Raw genomic sequence first — 17956 nt, 5'->3', positions numbered from 1 at the left:
ATACGAACGTATATTCTGTAAAATGGAAGAAACGATATTGGTAAGGAGATTCGACGTATGAATCCTTTAACAGGCAAGGTTTCTTCTATGAACGAAATGATTGACTGGCTGCGCAAGCAACAGGACATCATGTCGCAAGTTACATACTGGCACACCATACCCCCGCGTGATCCGAAGCTGGCTGATTTTCCAGCGGGATTGCACGAGGGTATTCGGGTTGCGCTTCAACATAAGCAGATTAACCAGTTATATACGCATCAAGCGGAGTCATTTCGTCAAGTAACGGCTGGTCATCATGTGGTCACCGTGACGCCAACGGCCTCTGGTAAAACACTCTGTTACAATCTTCCGGTTTTGCAGAAGATTTTGGAGAATGATGCTTCCCGTGCGCTCTACTTATTCCCTACGAAGGCACTAGCACAGGATCAGGTTGCCGAGCTGCAGGAAATGGTAGATTTCATGGAAGTAGACATCAAAACGCATACGTATGACGGAGATACGCCACCAACAGTCAGACAAGCGATTCGAAATGCAGGACACATTGTTGTGACGAATCCGGATATGCTGCATTCCGCGATTCTCCCACATCATACCAAGTGGGTAAAGTTATTTGAGAACTTGAATTACATTGTGATCGATGAGGTGCATTCTTATCGTGGTGTTTTTGGCAGTCATGTAGCGAATGTGATTCGCAGGTTGAAGCGGATTTGCAAATTCTATGGCTCGAAGCCGCAATTTATTTGCGCATCAGCGACGATTGATAATCCAAAGGAGCATGCGGAGCGACTTATTGGCGAAAGCGTAGCGCTGATCGACAATAACGGAGCGCCGGCAGGCGAAAAGCACTTTGTTTTTTACAATCCGCCAGTGGTGAACCAGCAGCTGGGGATTCGTAGAAGCTCCGTCTTGGAGACACGCAAGCTGGCAGGCACGCTGCTGCGAAGCGGAATCCAGACGATTGTTTTTGCAAGAAGCCGCGTGCGCGTGGAGATTTTGCTGACCTATCTGCAGGAGCTCGTGACCCACGAGCTGGGCAGCAAATCGATCCGCGGCTATCGCGGCGGGTATCTCCCGAAGCTTCGCCGGGAGATCGAGAAAGGCTTGCGCAGCGGAGAAATCCGCGGCGTAGTGAGCACGAACGCACTGGAGCTGGGCATCGACATCGGCCAGCTGCAAGCGTGCGTGCTCAATGGCTATCCAGGCACGATAGCCAGCACTTGGCAGCAGTCCGGGCGTGCCGGACGGCGGCAGGAGACCTCGCTGACGGTACTCGTCGCGAGCAGCAATCCGCTGGATCAATACTTGATCCAGAATCCGCGTTATTTCTTCGAGCGCCCGCCAGAACAGGCGCGTATTCATCCTGACAATTTGATCATCCTCGTGGATCATGTGAAGTGCGCTGCCTATGAGCTTCCGTTTGAAGCGAATGAGAAGTTTGGCGATGAGTCGCTGACAGACGTTCTAGAGTATTTAACGGAAGAGCAGGTACTGCATCAGGTGAATGACCGCTGGTACTGGATGGAGCAGTCATTTCCGGCACATAACATTTCCTTGCGGTCTGCGGCACAGGAAAATTTCATTATTATCGATATGACCAATGCGAATCGAGTGATTGGGGAATGTGATCGTTTCAGCGCGCCTACCTTAATTCATGAAGAGGCGATTTATATACATGAAGGCGTCCAATTTCAAGTGGAGAAACTGGATTATGAAGAGAAGAAGGCCTTTGTCCGCCAGGTTGATGTGGACTATTTCACGGATGCGAGTTTGGCGGTGCAGCTGAAAGTGCTGCATGTGAACCGGGAAGGGCGGAGCGGCGGCTTGCTGCGGCAGCTTGGCGAGGTAACAGTCAATGCGCAGCCAACGATTTTTAAGAAAATCCGTCTGAGGACACATGAGAACATAGGCTCCGGTCCCATCCGTTTACCGGAAGAAGAGCTGCACACCAGTTCTTACTGGTTCACTTTTGACGAAGAAATGGCTGCAGGCCGTTCAGCCAACGACATGCAATATGCACTGCTAGGTATTGCGAATGTCCTATCTCATCTTGCGCCGCTTTATTTAATGTGCGATCCGATGGATATCCGGGTTGTACCGCAGGTTAAGGCGGTGCATAACAAGCTGCCGACAGTGTTTTTCTATGACCGCTACCCTGGCGGCGTAGGGCTAAGTGACCGCTTGTATGAGGTGCATGGACAGCTCATGGACCAAGCGCGCAGCCTCATCCGAAATTGCGGCTGCATCAGCGGTTGTCCGGCCTGCGTCGGGCCAATCGAAGAGGTTGGCTTGCTTGGGAAGAAGCTCGCCCTGGAGCTGCTGGCGCAGCTGGACGGCGGTGCCCGATGAGCGGGCTCCGCGAAAGACTTGGCCGCCTGCGGGGTACCGGGGCGGCGCAGACCGTTACGCCGTCCGTGCCTGCGGCAGACGACGAATGGGCGCAGCTCGGCGCCCATATTGAGACGAGCCCGGGAGGCTCGTTCGTCATGCGGCGCCGGGTGTACGGCACAGACAGCGTGCACGGCAAGTATCGGCTGCGGGAGCTGGCCGATTGCGCGCAGCAGCTGGTCTGCTTTCACGACCACGGCGCTGCCGTTCGGCATGACGCGCTGCTTTTCTTTGACACCGAGACGACAGGCCTCGGTGTTGGCGCGGGCAATGTGCCGTTCATGGTCGGCATCGGCTATTACAGCGGCGAGCTGTTTACGGTGGAGCAGCTGTTGATTCGCAATCCAGCGGAAGAGCAGGCGATGCTTGTGTATTTGCAAGAACTGCTTGACCGCTTCACCCATATCGTTTCCTACAACGGACGGACATTTGATTGGCCTATCTTGAAGAATCGATATGTACTTAATAGGCTTAAGCTCGACGATTCGAAGCTTCTACAGTTAGATTTGCTTTACCCTTCCAGAAGCTTATGGCGGAATACACTGCCCTCATGCCGTCTGAGCAAAGTTGAAGAGAGCCGATTAGGCTTTGAACGTGTAGACGATGTGCCTGGCTCTATGGCGCCAGTCTTATATTTTCAATACTTGGCGGAGAAGAATCCATCCGTCTTGCAAGGCGTATTCGTTCATAATGAGCATGATATTGTCACGTTAGCAGCTTTGTCGATCCATTTTTCCAAGCTGCTAAGCGGAGAAATCGAACCGATAACATCATCTGAAACCACGGAGCTTGAAGGTGAGTCTCTAATGGAATTAGAAGAACTGTATCGAACAGGTCTTTGGCTGGATAAGATGGATCGTTCTGCTCGTGCGGAAACGTTCTTAGAAGACTTATTTTCTAGGTTAATGAAAGACCCTAAACCTGCGAATTCATCCGAACATGAGTCGGCCATTCTCCAGCTAGCTGCTTTTTACAAGAAAAAAGGGGATTATTCGCGTGCGGTTGTGCTATGGCAACGTTGGATTGATATCAAGAATGCAAGCCTCGCACTGCAATTGGAGCCCTATTTGGAACTGGCTATGTACTACGAGCATCGGGAGAAGAATTTGTCTCAGGCAATCTTTTATGCAGAGGAGGCTTGGGCCAAACTATGGCGCAGGCGCTCTTTGCACCGAGGCGATCGGAAACAGGATGAGATTGAGCAAGCATTAGAGAAGCGCATTAGCCGCTTGAAAAATAAAGTAAGAAAAACGGAAAACACGGATGTCCGTGAAGGATCCCTTTCAAGAAACGGAGGGCCACCAACGAAAACCAAAGCTCGCAAGATGAAACCGATATACGCGAGTGAGGGATTAATCTAAGTCTTGCTCACAGCCGTTTACTTTCCCTATCATTTGGATATACAAGGTAGAAAAGGCAAGGAGAATATGTCATGCCCGAGCTACCGGAGATGGAGACCTATCGTCAGCAGTTAACGAGACTCATCCAGAACTTTCCAATTACAGGGGCGGATGTTGAGCGTCCTAAATCATTGAATGTGGATCCGGAGCTCTTTATCCAGAAGCTGACCGGCAATCGAATTGTAAGAATTGAGCGCAGAGCGAAGCACTTGCTATTTCTTTTGGGATCTGGGGAAGTATTGCTACTGCATTTGATGCTTGGGGGCTGGATGTTCTATGGGACGGAGGAGGAGAAACCGGACCGGACTTCGCAGGTGGTAATCCATTTTGGCTCGCAGCACTTATACTTCATTGGATTACGATTAGGATATTTACACATGCACGCCATACCTGAAGCAGAGAAGGTTTTAAGTAAATTAGGACCTGAACCTTTGGAGCCTAGTTTTACATTTGCTCGATTTCAGAGTCTGCTTAAAGGAAAAAATGGCAATCTGAAAATGACCTTAGTTGATCAATCCTTTTTATCAGGCATTGGGAACTGTTACTCGGACGAGATCTGCTTTATGGCGAGTATTTTGCCTCTGCGTAAGCTGCCTTCCCTAACTAGTGAGGAGCATAGTCGATTATTTCAAGCGATGCGTACAGTTCTGCTCGAAGCCATTCAGTATGGCGGCTATATCGATGAACCCTTATTTGTTGGAGATCGGCTGACAGGGCAGTTTGATGCCAAATGCCGTGTATATGACCGTGAAGGCGAACCCTGCTTACGTTGTGGTCATCCACTTGTGAAGACAGAAGTTTCTAGTCGCAAATGCTTTTATTGTGCGAACTGTCAATCGTGAAAGGGCTGAGGGGTCATGTATGTTGGTGCGCATGTAAGTACAAGGGGCGGATATAGCGGAGCAGCCAAAGCAGCACTTGCGATGGGGGCTAAAGCTTTTCAATATTTCCCGATGAATCCGAGGAGCCTATCTACGAAAATACTCAATGTGCGGGATTCTGCTTCCTGTGCTGAGTTTTGCCGTGAGCACGATATGTTGTCTATTGGGCATGCACCTTATCCACTGAATCCTGCAGCAGATGCTGCTGAGCGCGATTTAATGGTTAGCCTGATAAAGAACGGACTCGAGATCACAGAAGCATGCGGATCCGTTGGTCTTGTGGTGCATTTTGGGAAATATGTTGGAAAAGACCCGTTACAAGGTTATAAAAATATAATACAATGTTTGAATAGCGCCACTCAAGGCTATGAGGGGGCGTCTTTCATTTTGCTTGAGAATCAAGCTGGTGAAGGTTCTCAGCTTGGTCTTACATTGGAAGAAATGGTTCAGGTGCGTAAGCTTTGTCAACGTCCAGAGAAAATTGGCTTCTGTTTGGATACGTGTCATGCTTTTGCCAGTGGTCTATGGACGAGCCATGGATGGGCTGAGTTGGAAGCTAGAGGCATAATTCTTGATTATTTCCCCCATCTGAAAGCTGTTCATTTGAATGATTCTCTTTATCCTTTTGGCTCGCGTAGAGATCGTCATGCGAATATTGGATCGGGACATATCGGTCTTGATAACTTTAGGCAGATGTTGAGTTCTTCCTTTTTAAGGCATATTCCGGTTGTTCTCGAAACGGGAAAAGGGAGCAATGGTACACACGCTGAGGAAATATCTCTTGTTCAAACTTTATTAAGTAACGCCGACTGACGATTGCATGAACAGGAAGGGAAGGAAATCTGCTCATGATTCATGTATACTTAGATGATCTGCGTCCTTGTCCCCAAGGATTTACGCTAGCTAGAAATATACAGGAGTGTTTGCTGCTGCTCGAAGAATGTGACGTCGATATTTTATCGCTGGATCATGATATGGGTTGGTCTACCGAGCAAACAGGCATGGATGTTGTCATTTGGCTTGTTCAGAAGCGGAAATTTCCGCGGAAAATTTATATTCATACCTCCAGCCAAGCTGCTTGTACGGCTATGTACCAAACGCTGTATACCGCCAAACCTGATGGGATGAACCTATATCCTCACCGTATTCCGGACGATTTGCTGCTGCAAATTGCACAAGGAACCTACAAAAGTGAAGTGTAAGAAGAAAGGAATGTAGCCTGTTATGATTCATTTATCGCATATTCATTTTATTCGAGGCGAACGACATATTTTAAATGATGTGAATGTACATATTAATCCAGGTGAACACTGGGTACTATTAGGTCGTAACGGCTCAGGCAAAACTACACTGCTCGAAATGATGAATGGTTACGAATTCCCGAGTCGGGGAACTGTAGACGTGCTGGGTAATCGTTATGGTCAATGCGATGTGAGAGAAGTCCGCAAGAGAATAGGTTATATCTCTCAATCGCTAATGGAAAAGCTTAATCTAAGCGATCCTGTCATTGAGGTTGTCGCTACTGGGGAGTATGCCTATCTCAGATTTTATCAAGAGATCCCGCAAGAGGTTTTGGATCGCGCAATGGCGATGTTGGAGCGGGTACGAATTCTACATTTGGCTCATCAAACATTAGGCAGTTTGTCACAAGGTGAACGAAAGAAAGTGATGCTTGCCAGGGCTTTAATGATGAAGCCATCACTTCTAGTTTTGGATGAACCTGCTGCCGGCTTGGATTTATACGAAAGAGAACGCTTTTTAAAAGATGTGAATGAACTAAGTAAACAAGACATTACGGTCGTCTATGTGACTCACCATATTGAAGAAATCATTCCTTTAATTACGCATGTTGCCATTATTGAACAAGGGGAATTAATTGCTGCTGGACCTAAGAAAGATGTGCTGACGCCGGAAAATATCCGCAAAGCTTTTGATGTGGATATTGCTCTGGAGTGGTTTCAGGATCGACCGTGGATTAAGGTTTTGGATTAAAGAAGATAAAGGATGCGGCTATGACACAAATTACGACATATATTGGCTCTTCGAATCATGGGTTTGCGCAGTACGCGCAGGATGAAATCCGTAAATTATTTCCGCTGACCAAGTTTACATTACTGGTACCAACTGAAGTTTTTCTATTCGAAGTGCCCTCCGGTACGGAAGATGCCTTAACATTAATCAAAGAGCAAGAACCCATTTTTCTTAGACATATTCAGCCCGTTTTGCAAGAGTGGGAAATCACTCGAACTGATGAGGACCTTGAACATTTAAAAGGTTGGTTAAAAAATGCCCATGCGGAAGGGCTAATTCTTTCAGGTGAGAAAATAGCCATCCAAGTGCGTAAAGAAGAACGGGCAGATGTACCCTACGCGCCGTTTACAATCAAAGCTGCGTTAGACGAAATACTTGTTTCGGAAGTTCATGCTGAACCGGTAGTTCGTTATGCTGACCAAGTTATTTCCATCTACATTAATGCGAAAAAATTGTTCGTAGGAATCTCTAAACCAGCTGACAATTTGTCTGACTGGTCTGGCGGAGCCATTCGTTTTATGAAGGAAGAGGACCAAATTTCACGCGCCAAATTCAAGCTTTTGGAGGCGGAACAGCGGTTTGGCATTGATTTTAGCATCGCTAGAACCGCACTTGATATCGGTGCCGCTCCAGGAGGCTGGACCTCTTTGTTATTAGAGCGCGGCTTGAAAGTTACGGCTATAGACCCTGCGGCGATGAATCCGAGGCTGCTTGGCAACCCTAATCTCAAAATTTATAAGAAAAATGCAAGTGATGTGAAGCTGCGGGATCAAGAGTTTGACTTGCTTGTTTGTGATATGAGTTGGGACCCTCGCCAGATGGGGCGTTTGGTGGCTGATTTGCTGTACGCACTGCAAAGTGGCGGCACGGCGATTATTACGGTCAAGCTGATGCATAAGAAACCATTCCAAACGGTTCGCGATATTTTACGAATTCTGGAGCCTTCTCTTTTCCTGATTAAAGCGAAACAGCTGTTTCATAATCGTGAGGAATTGACCCTTTATTTGCAGAAGACATAGTAATTTGGGAAAAAATGTAGATTTTCTTGTAAGCCCCTCTTATAATCAAGGTAATTATGACTTGATGAAGGGGGCTTTTTTTATCGCAAATTCTAAGAAGAATTGGATTGGAACCTGTATCGGCGGAAGATACCGTATGGAATCATTGCTAGGGCAGGGAGGAATGAGTCAAGTTTACTTAGCAGAAGATCTGAAATTAAAGGGAAAGAAGTGGGCTGTTAAGGAAATCCTGCCAATGGAGCAAGAGGGAGCATCGTTCCTGGAGGAAGCAGAAATGCTTGCACGGCTTCATCATCCCCAACTGCCGCAGCTGGTTGATTATTTTACAACGGAAGATGGAACAGGTTTTTTGGTAATGGATTATATACAAGGACCAACGCTGCAAGATTTGTTTGAAGAGAAACGGCGAGAACTTCCAACTGTCCAAATCGTCCAAATTGCGTTCCAACTATGCGATATGCTGCATTATCTCCATACTTTCCAGCCTCGTCCAATCATATATCGGGATCTCAAACCCTCTAATATTATGCTGAACGAGGAGTCGCAAGTTCGGTTAATTGATTTTGGTGTTGCGAGGCATTTCACACAAGGCAAACAGACCGATACGATGCAAATGGGGACAATAGGCTTTGCTGCTCCTGAGCAATTTATGGGCTTACAAACTGATTCGCGTTCCGATTTATATTCGCTGGGTGCCATGCTGTATTACTTATTAACGGGTGGTCAGTACGCTTATGTCACTCATAAAACTTTGGAACAATTAAATCCAGGGCTCCCAGAAGCTCTTACTACTACGGTACAATTACTCCTCCAAGAAAATCCTCAACACCGCTGCCAATCCGCCATGGAAGTGAAGATGCGCCTTCGCTCCATTTACCCCGATGCAGATCAACCTATGAATATTCAAAAACCTGCCAATCCATTGCTGCTCAAAGATAAATTAATTGTAGTCGGAGGTCTTTTTGCAGGTGTCGGATCGACATTCTTGGCAGTTACTTTGGCAAGAATTTTGAACGCCAATCAGGTTCCTAATGCACTTGTTGAGCAGCCGACCATCGAACCTGACTTGTACATGCTTCTATATGGTGATTTGAAAGCTCCTGAGGCCTACAAATTTGCTGCTACTTCTCTAAGGGAGCAAGATTATAGCTTAATTCCTATAACTTCATGGGAAAATGGCCTCTCAACGTGGTTTCCTGTTCATCCTGACGGGTATCATGGAGATTGGCAGCCAGCAGACTCTTTTAAGCTTCTGCATACAATCAAAAAGCCAATCGTCATATGGGACGTATCGACTCAGTGGGAGCATCCTTCTGTGCAAGAACTCTGTCATAGTGCAGATGAAATTGTCGTTGTTCTCGATGCTTCCCCAGGAAAATGCAATCGGCCCAGTTCACGAGCGCATTTCGAACGGTTTGATTCCTATATGCAGCGTGGGAAAAAAGTACATTATGTTGCAAATGGCAGCATGCAAAATCACTTTCGTAAGGAATGGATGGCGTCGCTTCCAGCCTCTCCGTTGTGCACGATACCTGAACTGCCTCGGTCTGAAGTCGTGCGTGCCGTCTGGAAAGGGGAGTGCATTCAGGATCGCCCTGAGGTGTTGCAACAATTAAAGATAGCATTGTCCCCCCTTATTAAAGAGATCCTACCAGGTAATCGATTTGATGTTAACGAAAATTTGAAAACGAAACCTTCCTTATTTTCAAGATTTAAAAAGCACGGATAGCTGTTTTATTTCATGATAAGTATGATATGATGTTTCATATTTGAACAAGCTTGAAAGTAAAGGGGCACTTAATTATGGAACAAAGATTTGCCAGAGAATCCAGATGCTTCAAAACATCACGCATTTTCCCGACGGATGTAAATAATCACAATACGCTATTTGGCGGAAAACTGATGTCCTACATTGATGACATTGCTTCGATTGCTGCTCATAAACATTGCCGGAGATCCGTCGTAACGGCCTCAACAGACTCGGTTGACTTTTTGTATCCGATCCACACTTCGGATTCTGTTTGTTTGGAATCATTTGTGACTTGGACAGGGAAAAGCTCAATGGAGGTTTTTGTGAAAGTCGTTACGGAGGATCTGAAAACCGGAGCAAGAAAAATCGCCGCAACTTCGTTCCTGACCTTTGTTGCCTTAGATGACAATAAAGTGCCGGTCGAGGTGCCTCACGTGATTCCAGAAACAGAAGAAGAGACGAAACTTCACGAATCAGCGCCGCAGCGAGCAGAAATGAGACGTATTCGCAGAGGTGAAAGTAAAAGGCTAGCTGGATTCTTTACGATGAAGTATCCTTGGGAATAAAAGGATTGATTTTTCAGTAGATTGTGGTACAATTTGGATAAATTGTTAGACGAGCGGAAGCACCGCTGATTTTAGAGATTATCTCTCTGAAGTCGGCGTGTGCTTTTTTTTGTTTTTCGTCAACGAAGAGGAGGATGATGCTTTGAAAGTTGCAACTACGATACGACTAGCGATCGTAATCGGGGTGATTAGTCTTGTTTTAATTGGCAGTGGCGTGTATAGCCATTTCTCTTGATTTTAAAGCGTATTGGAGGGAGTTTAGATGAAAAAGTTTCAACTCTATGTTTTAGATGATGATGAGGAATATGGTCAGCGATTGGCTTCTTTTATTCGTGCTTCCGAGTTCGGGGAACGAATGCAGGTGAAGTTATTTTCGAAGTTAGAATTGATCTTAGAAGTTCTTGAGACTCAGCAAGCCACAGGCGTTTTATTACTGTCTGAGACGTATTATCGGCTTCTTATGAACCGTAGAACCAGCCTTCACAAGATGATATTAAGCGAGACGATTGCGAATTCCTTGGATGCAGAAACGAAGGTTCCATTTTTATACAGATTTCAATCCTTGCACAATCTGCTCACACGCCTTCAGGCTTTCTATACTGAAAAACTGAATGAAGCGAGCAACAGCCATGGCGCTAATAGAACCAGTGTTGTTTCCGTCTATAGCTCAAGTGGAAATAGCGGTAAGACCATGACAGCTATTCATCTGGCTAAGCAGCTTTCATTTCGTGGTGAGCGAGTTTTTTATTTAAGCCTGGAATCTGTTAGTTCAACTTCACTTTGGCTGATGGGCGAAACAGGTAGATTTTCACAGTTAATTTACTACTTGAAAAGTTCGCCTGGATTGCTGGGGCCTAAGCTGCAATTGCTTAAATCGTTTGATCCGCAGCTGCGATTTGACTATTTGTCGCCTAATGATCAGATCAGGGAAATGCAAGAAATAAGCGGGGACCAGATTCGAGTTCTCATCGACGCACTGATTTCCTTGAATGAATATGCCTACATCATTATAGATCTTGAAGCATCTGTACATCCGCGAATTGTAAAAGGACTGGAGATCAGTGATCATATCATTTGGCTTGTTCGGGATGACTTGAATGATGTTTATAAATCGAAGGCTCTTTATAAGCAGTTGGGTGCGATGCAGAACGTTCATTTTGTTATGAATAAATATATAGGCGTGCAAATGAACGATTTCTCAGAGCTAGGCCGCGATATCGCTTTTAACCTACCTTATATCCCGGAGTGGAAAAGTATAAGAACACCAGAACAGATGTGGACATCCAGCATATTTTCGGAACAGACCTATGAGATGGCTGCAGCTCTATTTATCAGTAATAGACATTATTCTACGAATGCTGAAGGGGCTATAGCTTCATGAATCAAAATCAATTTATGAGGTTGAAGCAACAAATTAAAGAAAAGCTAGATCTTTCAAGCACGGTCAGTGATGCCAAGTTGATGGAGCTTATTGAAGAAGCTGTTTTTCTTGCGTCAAAAGAGGAAAAATGGACATCGAACGAGATTCACGCTTCCGTCAAGCGTATGTTTGATTCATTTCGAGGATTGGATGTTTTGCAGCCGCTAATCGATGATCCATCTGTTACAGAGATTATGGTTAATGGGCATGAGCATATTTTTTTCGAGCGTAGAGGAGCAGTTGAGCAATATCCGTACGCATTGGAAAGTGCTGAGAAGCTTGAGGATCTTATTCAAATGATTGTGTCTAAAGTAAATCGGATTGTTAATCAATCTACGCCGATTGTCGATGCCCGGCTGCAGGACGGTTCGAGGGTTAATATCGTGCTTCCACCGGCCTCCTTGAGCGGTCCAACGCTGACAATTCGTAAGTTTCCGGATAAGCCTCTGCTTATGGAAGATCTGGTCCAGATGGGGAGTATCTCTGTAGAGGCTGCAGAAGTTCTGCAAGCGCTGGTTGAGTCTGGATACAACATTTTTATTGGAGGTGGTACAGGTTCGGGCAAAACAACTTTTCTTAATGCACTAAGTGGCTGGATTCCTGCACATGAACGTATGATTACGATTGAAGATTCGGCAGAACTTCAGATACAAACCGTACCTAATCTAGTCAGAATGGAAACTAGAAACGCCAATACAGAGGGCAGAGGTGAAATCTCCATAAGGGAACTAATTCGTGCTTCGCTACGGATGCGTCCGAATCGGATCATTGTTGGGGAAGTTCGTGGTGCCGAAGCGTTAGATATGTTGGCAGCGATGAATACTGGACATGACGGAAGTTTGAGCACTGGGCATGGAAATACATCAATTGATATGCTCAGCAGACTTGAAACTATGGTGTTAAGTGGCGCTTCGCTGCCGATTGAGGTTATCCGCAAACAGATCGCATCGGCACTCGATATAATGGTGCATATCAGCCGAATGCGTGATCGATCACGGAAGGTGACTGAGATCCATGAAGTTATTGGAATTAAGGATGGTGAAGTTGAGCTGCACCCGCTGTTTCTATTCGAAGAGAGAGGGAATGTGTCAGACTCTAATGTAATTGGTGAACTTACCTATACAGGCAGTCCACTGCAGAACATGCACAAAATTCGTATGGCTGGCAAAAGCCTCCCCACTTGGTTTTCACATAATAAAGAAGTGTGTGAAGCTAAATGAAAATGTTATTTCTTGTCCTCCTGACGGGGACACTTAGTTGGATGGTCCTGTTGTACTTGGAGAAACGCCGGCATAGCAGCAGTACCGCTGAGAAGAAAGCTAACATTCCGGAAACGCAGCACCACCGTTCCATCCTCACATTAGTTGATTATAATTTGTATCAGTTGACTCCTCGTGAAAAACTGAGCGCGATACTTATGCTCGCCTTGCCTGCATTTGTTGTAGGTTATATTTTCTATAAAAGCCTCGTTCTTGCTGCCGCATTTTCAGCAGTAGGACTGATGTTTCCTCGCATTCGCAAACAACAACTCATTCAGTTACGCAAAAATAAACTGTTTGTTCAATTCAAACAAGCACTAAGTTGTTTATCTTCCTCCATGGCGGTCGGCAAGTCCATTGAAAGTGCTTTTCAAGAGGCATTAGAAGATCTAAAGCTGTTGTATCCTGACCCGGCCTGCTTAATAGTGATTGAATTCAGTGTTATTTGCCGAAAAGTTGAGAATGGCGAGCCTATTGAAGCAGCCCTGAAGAATTTGGCGGATCGCAGTCATTTAGAGGATGTAATTGGCTTCACAGACGTGTTCCTTACCTGTAAGCGGACAGGCGGAAATTTGGTGGAGGTGATGAAGCGTACAGCTACTGTCATTGGAGAAAAACTTGAGATTACTCAGGATATAAGTGTCATGATTGCACAGAAACGCTTTGAGTCAAGGGTACTCTTGTTTGCCCCGATCGTCATTGTTGCTGTCCTTGCCTTCTCATCGCCGGAGTACATGCAGCCTCTCTATACAGGGAGCGGGATATTCATCATGAGTGCGAGTTTGTTGCTGCTAGGGGGATGTTATATGCTCACTCAAAAAATCATGAATATTAAGGTGTAACATGTGGATCACTATTTTGCTCTTTCTCGAAATATTGGTTATTTTCACCTTGCTGTTATGGGGGCGTAAACGATATGCAGAGATAATTACCTCGCACCCGTACCCCTTTCGGATAAAATTACTATTTCCATGCAGTTATTTAATAGTTGATCGCCTGAGCTTGATGGAAAAACTACCGGATTTCACTTCCAAGATCCACCATAATTTAATCAAACTGCGTGGTAGAAGTTTATCAGCTTATGGGAGTAAATGGTTTTTTGCAGAAATAGTCTCGATGTGTTTGCTATGTGTTGTGATTGTCACGAGTTTCTCGGTCCTTGCTGGGGGAGATGCTTCCCTGCTCGGTTTTGGTTTTATCGTTGCGATTGCTATACCCTTGCTCATGACACGTGATTTGGATGTGAAAATTAGGAAGAAACAGCTCATGATGATCATGGAACTTCCTGAAGTTTTGAGCACAATCGTGCTGCTCGTCAATGCAGGGGAAACCGTCAATCGAGCATGGATTCGCTGCGTAGAAGTTCGACCTCATAAAGCGAAATCGCCGCTGTACATTGAACTGGCGCAAGCTGTTCACGAGTTGGAGATGAACGTTTCATTTACAAAAGTGATGGAAGACTTCAGTAAGCGTTGTGCGCTTCATGAGGTATCGTTGTTTACTTCAGCCATTCTGCTCAATCATAAACGAGGAGGGAGCGATTTCGTAGCAGCACTACATTCACTTTCCCTGGAGCTTTGGCAGCGCAGAAAATCAGTTGCCCGTACGCTAGGAGAGGAAGCTTCCTCTAAGCTTGTTTTTCCCATGGTACTTATTTTTGTTGTGGTGATGGTGATTGTCGCCATGCCAGCTTTACTGATGATGAAATAATGGAGGTTAGAAATGATGAGAAGCATGATGGAAGGGTTGAAATCCTTTTGGAAAGAGGAAGATGGACTCGGTACTTTAGAAATTTTATTGATAGTAGCTGTGCTCGTTGCTATAGCAATTATCTTCAGAAAGTGGATAGTCTCATGGTTTCAGAAGCTGATTGGTGACGCCAATTCTGACCTCAAAGACAACAGTGCAGTGGCTCCTTGTGCGCCAACTCCAACGACTAGCTGTGCGCCATAACCGGAGACAAAGCTTTGGAGATGGTGAGCAGGGAAGCTTTACAATAGAAGCATCCTTAGTGTTACCTCTTATCTTATTTTGTACAATTACCGTCCTATTTGTTAGCTTATATGCTTATCAAAAAGTTTATCTTCAGCAAATTGCTAGAACAGCAGCCGAGCGGTTAGCTTTTACTTGGGATAACAGTCATAAAGATTTGGTGACTGGAAACTTTAATCCTTCGGAGACAGACGGGCTTTACTTTCGACTTACACAAAACCATGTATCCGATTTATTTGGAAGGTTGTTTTCGAACGCATCATCTGAGATAGCACTTCCATCGGGGGCTGCTAGCGATCTCGTTGAGAGAAAGCTGGCTAAATCCTCTGAATTGCTGCCTCAGGGGGTGACAGGTTCAGCCAAGTTTTCTAATTTCATTTTAGACCAACAAGTGGAAGTGAAGCTTCGTAAAGCTTTTCATGTATCTCCGGTCATGAGCAGGTGGTTCAAGGCTACTCAAACAGGTGGAAGTGCTGTCGCTCATGTTGTAGAACCAGTTGAGCTTATCCGATTAACAGATATCACGCGAACTTATTTTAAAACGATCAAGGATCGCATTTCTCCTCAAAAAGCAAGAGAGGCACTTGCAGAACCTGCGCAAAGCGATCTGTCAGGGCCAAGCATTACGATAAAATCGGAGCGGCAGGCCGCGGCTTATTTACGATCATTGGTTAGTGGCACGGAAGTTATTTTGACTACAGAGTCTGGTAAAAGCAGAACAATTGATGCGTTGGATGCACGCGGGATTGGTCATCAAGCCTTTTATAGTCTAACAGAGGCACAGCTTCGAATGGAGCAGCTACCTAAAGATCTTGAGCTGATTCGTCAAGGAACGAAAGTGAAAGGTGTGGTTTGGCATTTTTTCAAAAAAGATGCTGGTGGCAAAGGCATGCCCTCCAGTGCTTTTCGAAAAGAGCTTGAGCGGAAAGGGATCGTCGTTGTCATCCATAACTAGAATGGGGGGAGTTTTTGAAGAGATTCGTTCGCTCTGAAAGAGGAGCCGTTTCCGTCTATCTGATTCTCATCATTGTGCCGGTCTTTTTATTTCAAGCGGTACTCATAGATTTTGCGAGAATTAAATTGGCGGAAAAAGAGGCGGAATCAGCGGTCAAGGCCGCTACGCGCTCAGTTATGTCATCTTTTGATACAAAGCTTCAGGCGATGGGCTTATACGGTCTGGGGATTTCGCAAGAGAAATCAGAGGAAGTTTTTCGAACCGTATTTGCTAAAAATTTGTCAGGTCAAGTATCGTCAGGAGCTTTTCATTATGTGGATACCAGGCCGATCGTTCAGGGAGAGCGTGTTACACCTGTGTACACGTTAGCCAGTCATGACATTTTTGAACGTCAATTACTAGAGGATATGAAAATTAAGGCGCCAATCGAATTCACGCTAGAGATTACGGATAAATTTCGCAAAACGGGAACGAAGGCTCCCTTTCAGTTTGGAAGCCAATTTTCTAAAGAATCAGCTGAGCTAGAGAAGCTCATAGATCAAAGAGAGAAGAAGCTAGATGAAGCTTGGCAGAGCAGTGAAGAGCTGTATCGTAAAACGGGCATATCCCACACCTATTATCAATCGCGGATAGCAGAATTGGACAGTTTAGCATCGCAAATTGGTATTCAAACCGTAGACGAAGTGAGAAATGAAATCGTTCAGGTGGAAAGTCAGCTGCAGGATGTTCAGACATCAATAAGAGACTTGGATATGTCCATATCCGCGATCAGTCAAGCAGGGCCAGGCGGGATAGCTGGCATGCAAGCCATTTTGCAATCCCGTCAAGCATTAGGCACTCAAGTACAATTACTTTCTCAGAAACTAAAGGATCTTCAGAATCTTCTGCAATTAATTATCAAATATGTGGCACTCCTGGCGGTTACGAAGCTTGAGGTTCAGGCAAATGCCAATGAAATCGGGTTGTTGCAGCAGACGATTGAGCCGGCATTGCGTACAGCAAAGCAGCGAAATGATGAAATACGCACGAAGCTTATGGGGATTACTTCACGTCCCGACTCAGAGAGTGCGGCGAACGGTGCAAATGACGTTTTTCAAAGCGTTCCTGTGATAGGGGACGAATACTTTTACAAATACCAGACAGCAATAGCAAGCGTTACAGCCTTATTTACAGCTTTCCAAGAGGTAGTTGACTCTGTTCAACTTTATACAGCTGAGAATACGAACAAAGCAAATCAAGCCAATGATGGTTACTGGACAGAATCACAAAATTTCAATCAAACGCAAAGCGTTTTAGAGAGTACGAGAATGGAGCAAAATGGCGCTATCTCAGCAAATAAACAGCAGCAAAAAAATAAGATTCAAACGATTTTGGATCAAGCGAAGCAATCGATTGGCGGATGCAGCTTAGTGAGTACACAGAGTAGTGATGATGAGCTGTATGATCGACTTCAAGATTCTGGTTCCCAATCATCCCCCAAAGGTTTCTACCAGAAATATCGGGAGGCAAATGCGCAAGAAACTGGAATCGGGAGCGAAATTGCTTATGATCTAGAGAAATCTGAGCCAGTAAGTCTAAAGGCCATGGATATGCTTGAAGCTTTCAACAATGCGGCAGAGGTTATGCGAAATGAGCTTTATGTGAATGAATATGCACTTACTAAATTCAATTACCGTACGCTTGCTTTAGAAATGGATCAAATCGGAGCCCCCAAAATTTCCAATGAGCGGGGAGATCCAAGATCTCACGTGTTAGCTAATCAAGAGGTAGAATATTTGCTATATGGGTTCTCTTCATGTCCAGCGAATATTTCATCGGCTTATGCGGAGATGTTCTCATTTCGACTAGCTATTCGTACAGTGGAGGCTCTCCTTGACCCCAAAAAAGAGCTGCTTAATCTTGGCTCACCGCTTCTCGTACTTCTGGCTGCAGCGGCAGAGGGAGCTGTTGTAGCTTTCCAAGACATGACCAAACTTGTGAAAGGAGAAGCTGTAGAGTTATCTGCAAAATTTGCAAGCCCGGCCTTAAGCTTGACATACAAGGATTATTTGCGAGTTTTCATGCTCATCCATAGCAATAATACAAAACTAATGGCTAGAATGCAGGCGCTTATTGAGCTCGAAACCGGAAAGGATTTAATGCAAGCTACAACTTACATACAGGGTAATGCCGCGAGTGATGTGAAGTTGTGGTTTATTCCTCAAATCATGAAGCTGCTGGATGGAAGCGGGGTATTAGGCTGTAAAGTAACTGGGAATCGGTGTCAATTTACTAGCACGGCTTCAGTAGCGTATTGAA

Annotated in this window: 16 protein-coding genes; all 16 read left to right on the top strand. The window is 45.3% G+C overall.

Features of this window, described 5'->3' with window-relative positions:
* Positions 1-57: 57 nt before the first annotated feature.
* The 16 genes from GQF01_RS35105 to GQF01_RS35030 all read left to right on the top strand — a co-directional run bounded on the left by GQF01_RS35105 (position 58) and on the right by GQF01_RS35030 (position 17955).
* Positions 58-2346, top strand: a complete 2289-nt coding sequence (locus tag GQF01_RS35105; RefSeq protein WP_161411953.1) for a DEAD/DEAH box helicase — start codon at positions 58-60, stop codon at positions 2344-2346.
* Complete coding sequence (locus tag GQF01_RS35100) at positions 2343-3746, top strand: ribonuclease H-like domain-containing protein (RefSeq protein ID WP_161411952.1); 1404 nt, start codon at positions 2343-2345, stop codon at positions 3744-3746. Before GQF01_RS35105 ends, GQF01_RS35100 begins: the two co-directional genes overlap by 4 nt.
* A 71-nt stretch (positions 3747-3817) precedes the next feature.
* On the top strand, positions 3818-4627 hold the full coding sequence (locus GQF01_RS35095) for an Fpg/Nei family DNA glycosylase (RefSeq protein ID WP_161411951.1): 810 nt from the start codon (positions 3818-3820) through the stop codon (positions 4625-4627).
* Between the two features lie 15 nt (positions 4628-4642).
* On the top strand, positions 4643-5479 hold the full coding sequence (locus GQF01_RS35090; protein ID WP_161411950.1) for a deoxyribonuclease IV: 837 nt from the start codon (positions 4643-4645) through the stop codon (positions 5477-5479).
* A 35-nt stretch (positions 5480-5514) separates the two neighbouring features.
* Positions 5515-5868: a cyclic-phosphate processing receiver domain-containing protein gene (locus GQF01_RS35085; protein WP_161411949.1), complete on the top strand. Its 354-nt coding sequence runs from the start codon at positions 5515-5517 to the stop codon at positions 5866-5868.
* 22 nt (positions 5869-5890) lie between these two features.
* Positions 5891-6658, top strand: a complete 768-nt coding sequence (locus GQF01_RS35080) for an ABC transporter ATP-binding protein (protein ID WP_161411948.1) — start codon at positions 5891-5893, stop codon at positions 6656-6658.
* A 20-nt stretch (positions 6659-6678) separates the two neighbouring features.
* The gene (locus tag GQF01_RS35075; RefSeq protein ID WP_161411947.1) at positions 6679-7716 is read left to right on the top strand and encodes an SAM-dependent methyltransferase; all 1038 of its coding nucleotides are present in this window, start codon (positions 6679-6681) and stop codon (positions 7714-7716) included.
* 136 nt (positions 7717-7852) lie between these two features.
* The gene (locus tag GQF01_RS35070) at positions 7853-9445 is read left to right on the top strand and encodes a serine/threonine-protein kinase (protein WP_161411946.1); all 1593 of its coding nucleotides are present in this window, start codon (positions 7853-7855) and stop codon (positions 9443-9445) included.
* 74 nt (positions 9446-9519) lie between these two features.
* Complete coding sequence (locus GQF01_RS35065) at positions 9520-10032, top strand: acyl-CoA thioesterase (protein WP_161411945.1); 513 nt, start codon at positions 9520-9522, stop codon at positions 10030-10032.
* Between the two features lie 262 nt (positions 10033-10294).
* Positions 10295-11413: a P-loop NTPase family protein gene (locus GQF01_RS35060; RefSeq protein WP_161411944.1), complete on the top strand. Its 1119-nt coding sequence runs from the start codon at positions 10295-10297 to the stop codon at positions 11411-11413.
* Complete coding sequence (locus GQF01_RS35055; protein WP_161411943.1) at positions 11410-12672, top strand: CpaF family protein; 1263 nt, start codon at positions 11410-11412, stop codon at positions 12670-12672. Before GQF01_RS35060 ends, GQF01_RS35055 begins: the two co-directional genes overlap by 4 nt.
* Complete coding sequence (locus GQF01_RS35050; protein WP_161411942.1) at positions 12669-13553, top strand: type II secretion system F family protein; 885 nt, start codon at positions 12669-12671, stop codon at positions 13551-13553. Before GQF01_RS35055 ends, GQF01_RS35050 begins: the two co-directional genes overlap by 4 nt.
* A 292-nt stretch (positions 13554-13845) precedes the next feature.
* The gene (locus tag GQF01_RS35045; protein WP_235960822.1) at positions 13846-14421 is read left to right on the top strand and encodes a type II secretion system F family protein; all 576 of its coding nucleotides are present in this window, start codon (positions 13846-13848) and stop codon (positions 14419-14421) included.
* Positions 14422-14433: 12 nt separating this feature from the next.
* Positions 14434-14664, top strand: coding sequence for a Flp1 family type IVb pilin (locus GQF01_RS35040; protein WP_328803595.1), 231 nt, complete (start codon positions 14434-14436; stop codon positions 14662-14664).
* Complete coding sequence (locus tag GQF01_RS35035; RefSeq protein ID WP_328803594.1) at positions 14585-15658, top strand: TadE family protein; 1074 nt, start codon at positions 14585-14587, stop codon at positions 15656-15658. The genes GQF01_RS35040 and GQF01_RS35035 overlap by 80 nt, the downstream gene beginning before the upstream one ends.
* Positions 15659-15672: 14 nt before the next feature.
* Positions 15673-17955, top strand: a complete 2283-nt coding sequence (locus tag GQF01_RS35030; protein ID WP_161411938.1) for a TadE/TadG family type IV pilus assembly protein — start codon at positions 15673-15675, stop codon at positions 17953-17955.
* Position 17956 lies beyond the last annotated feature (1 nt).

Source organism: Paenibacillus silvestris, assembly GCF_009882985.1.
Taxonomy (GTDB): Bacteria; Bacillota; Bacilli; order Paenibacillales; family NBRC-103111; genus Paenibacillus_E; species Paenibacillus_E silvestris.
Note: the sequence above shows the minus strand (reverse complement) of the source record. Positions and strands in the feature narration are given on the sequence as shown.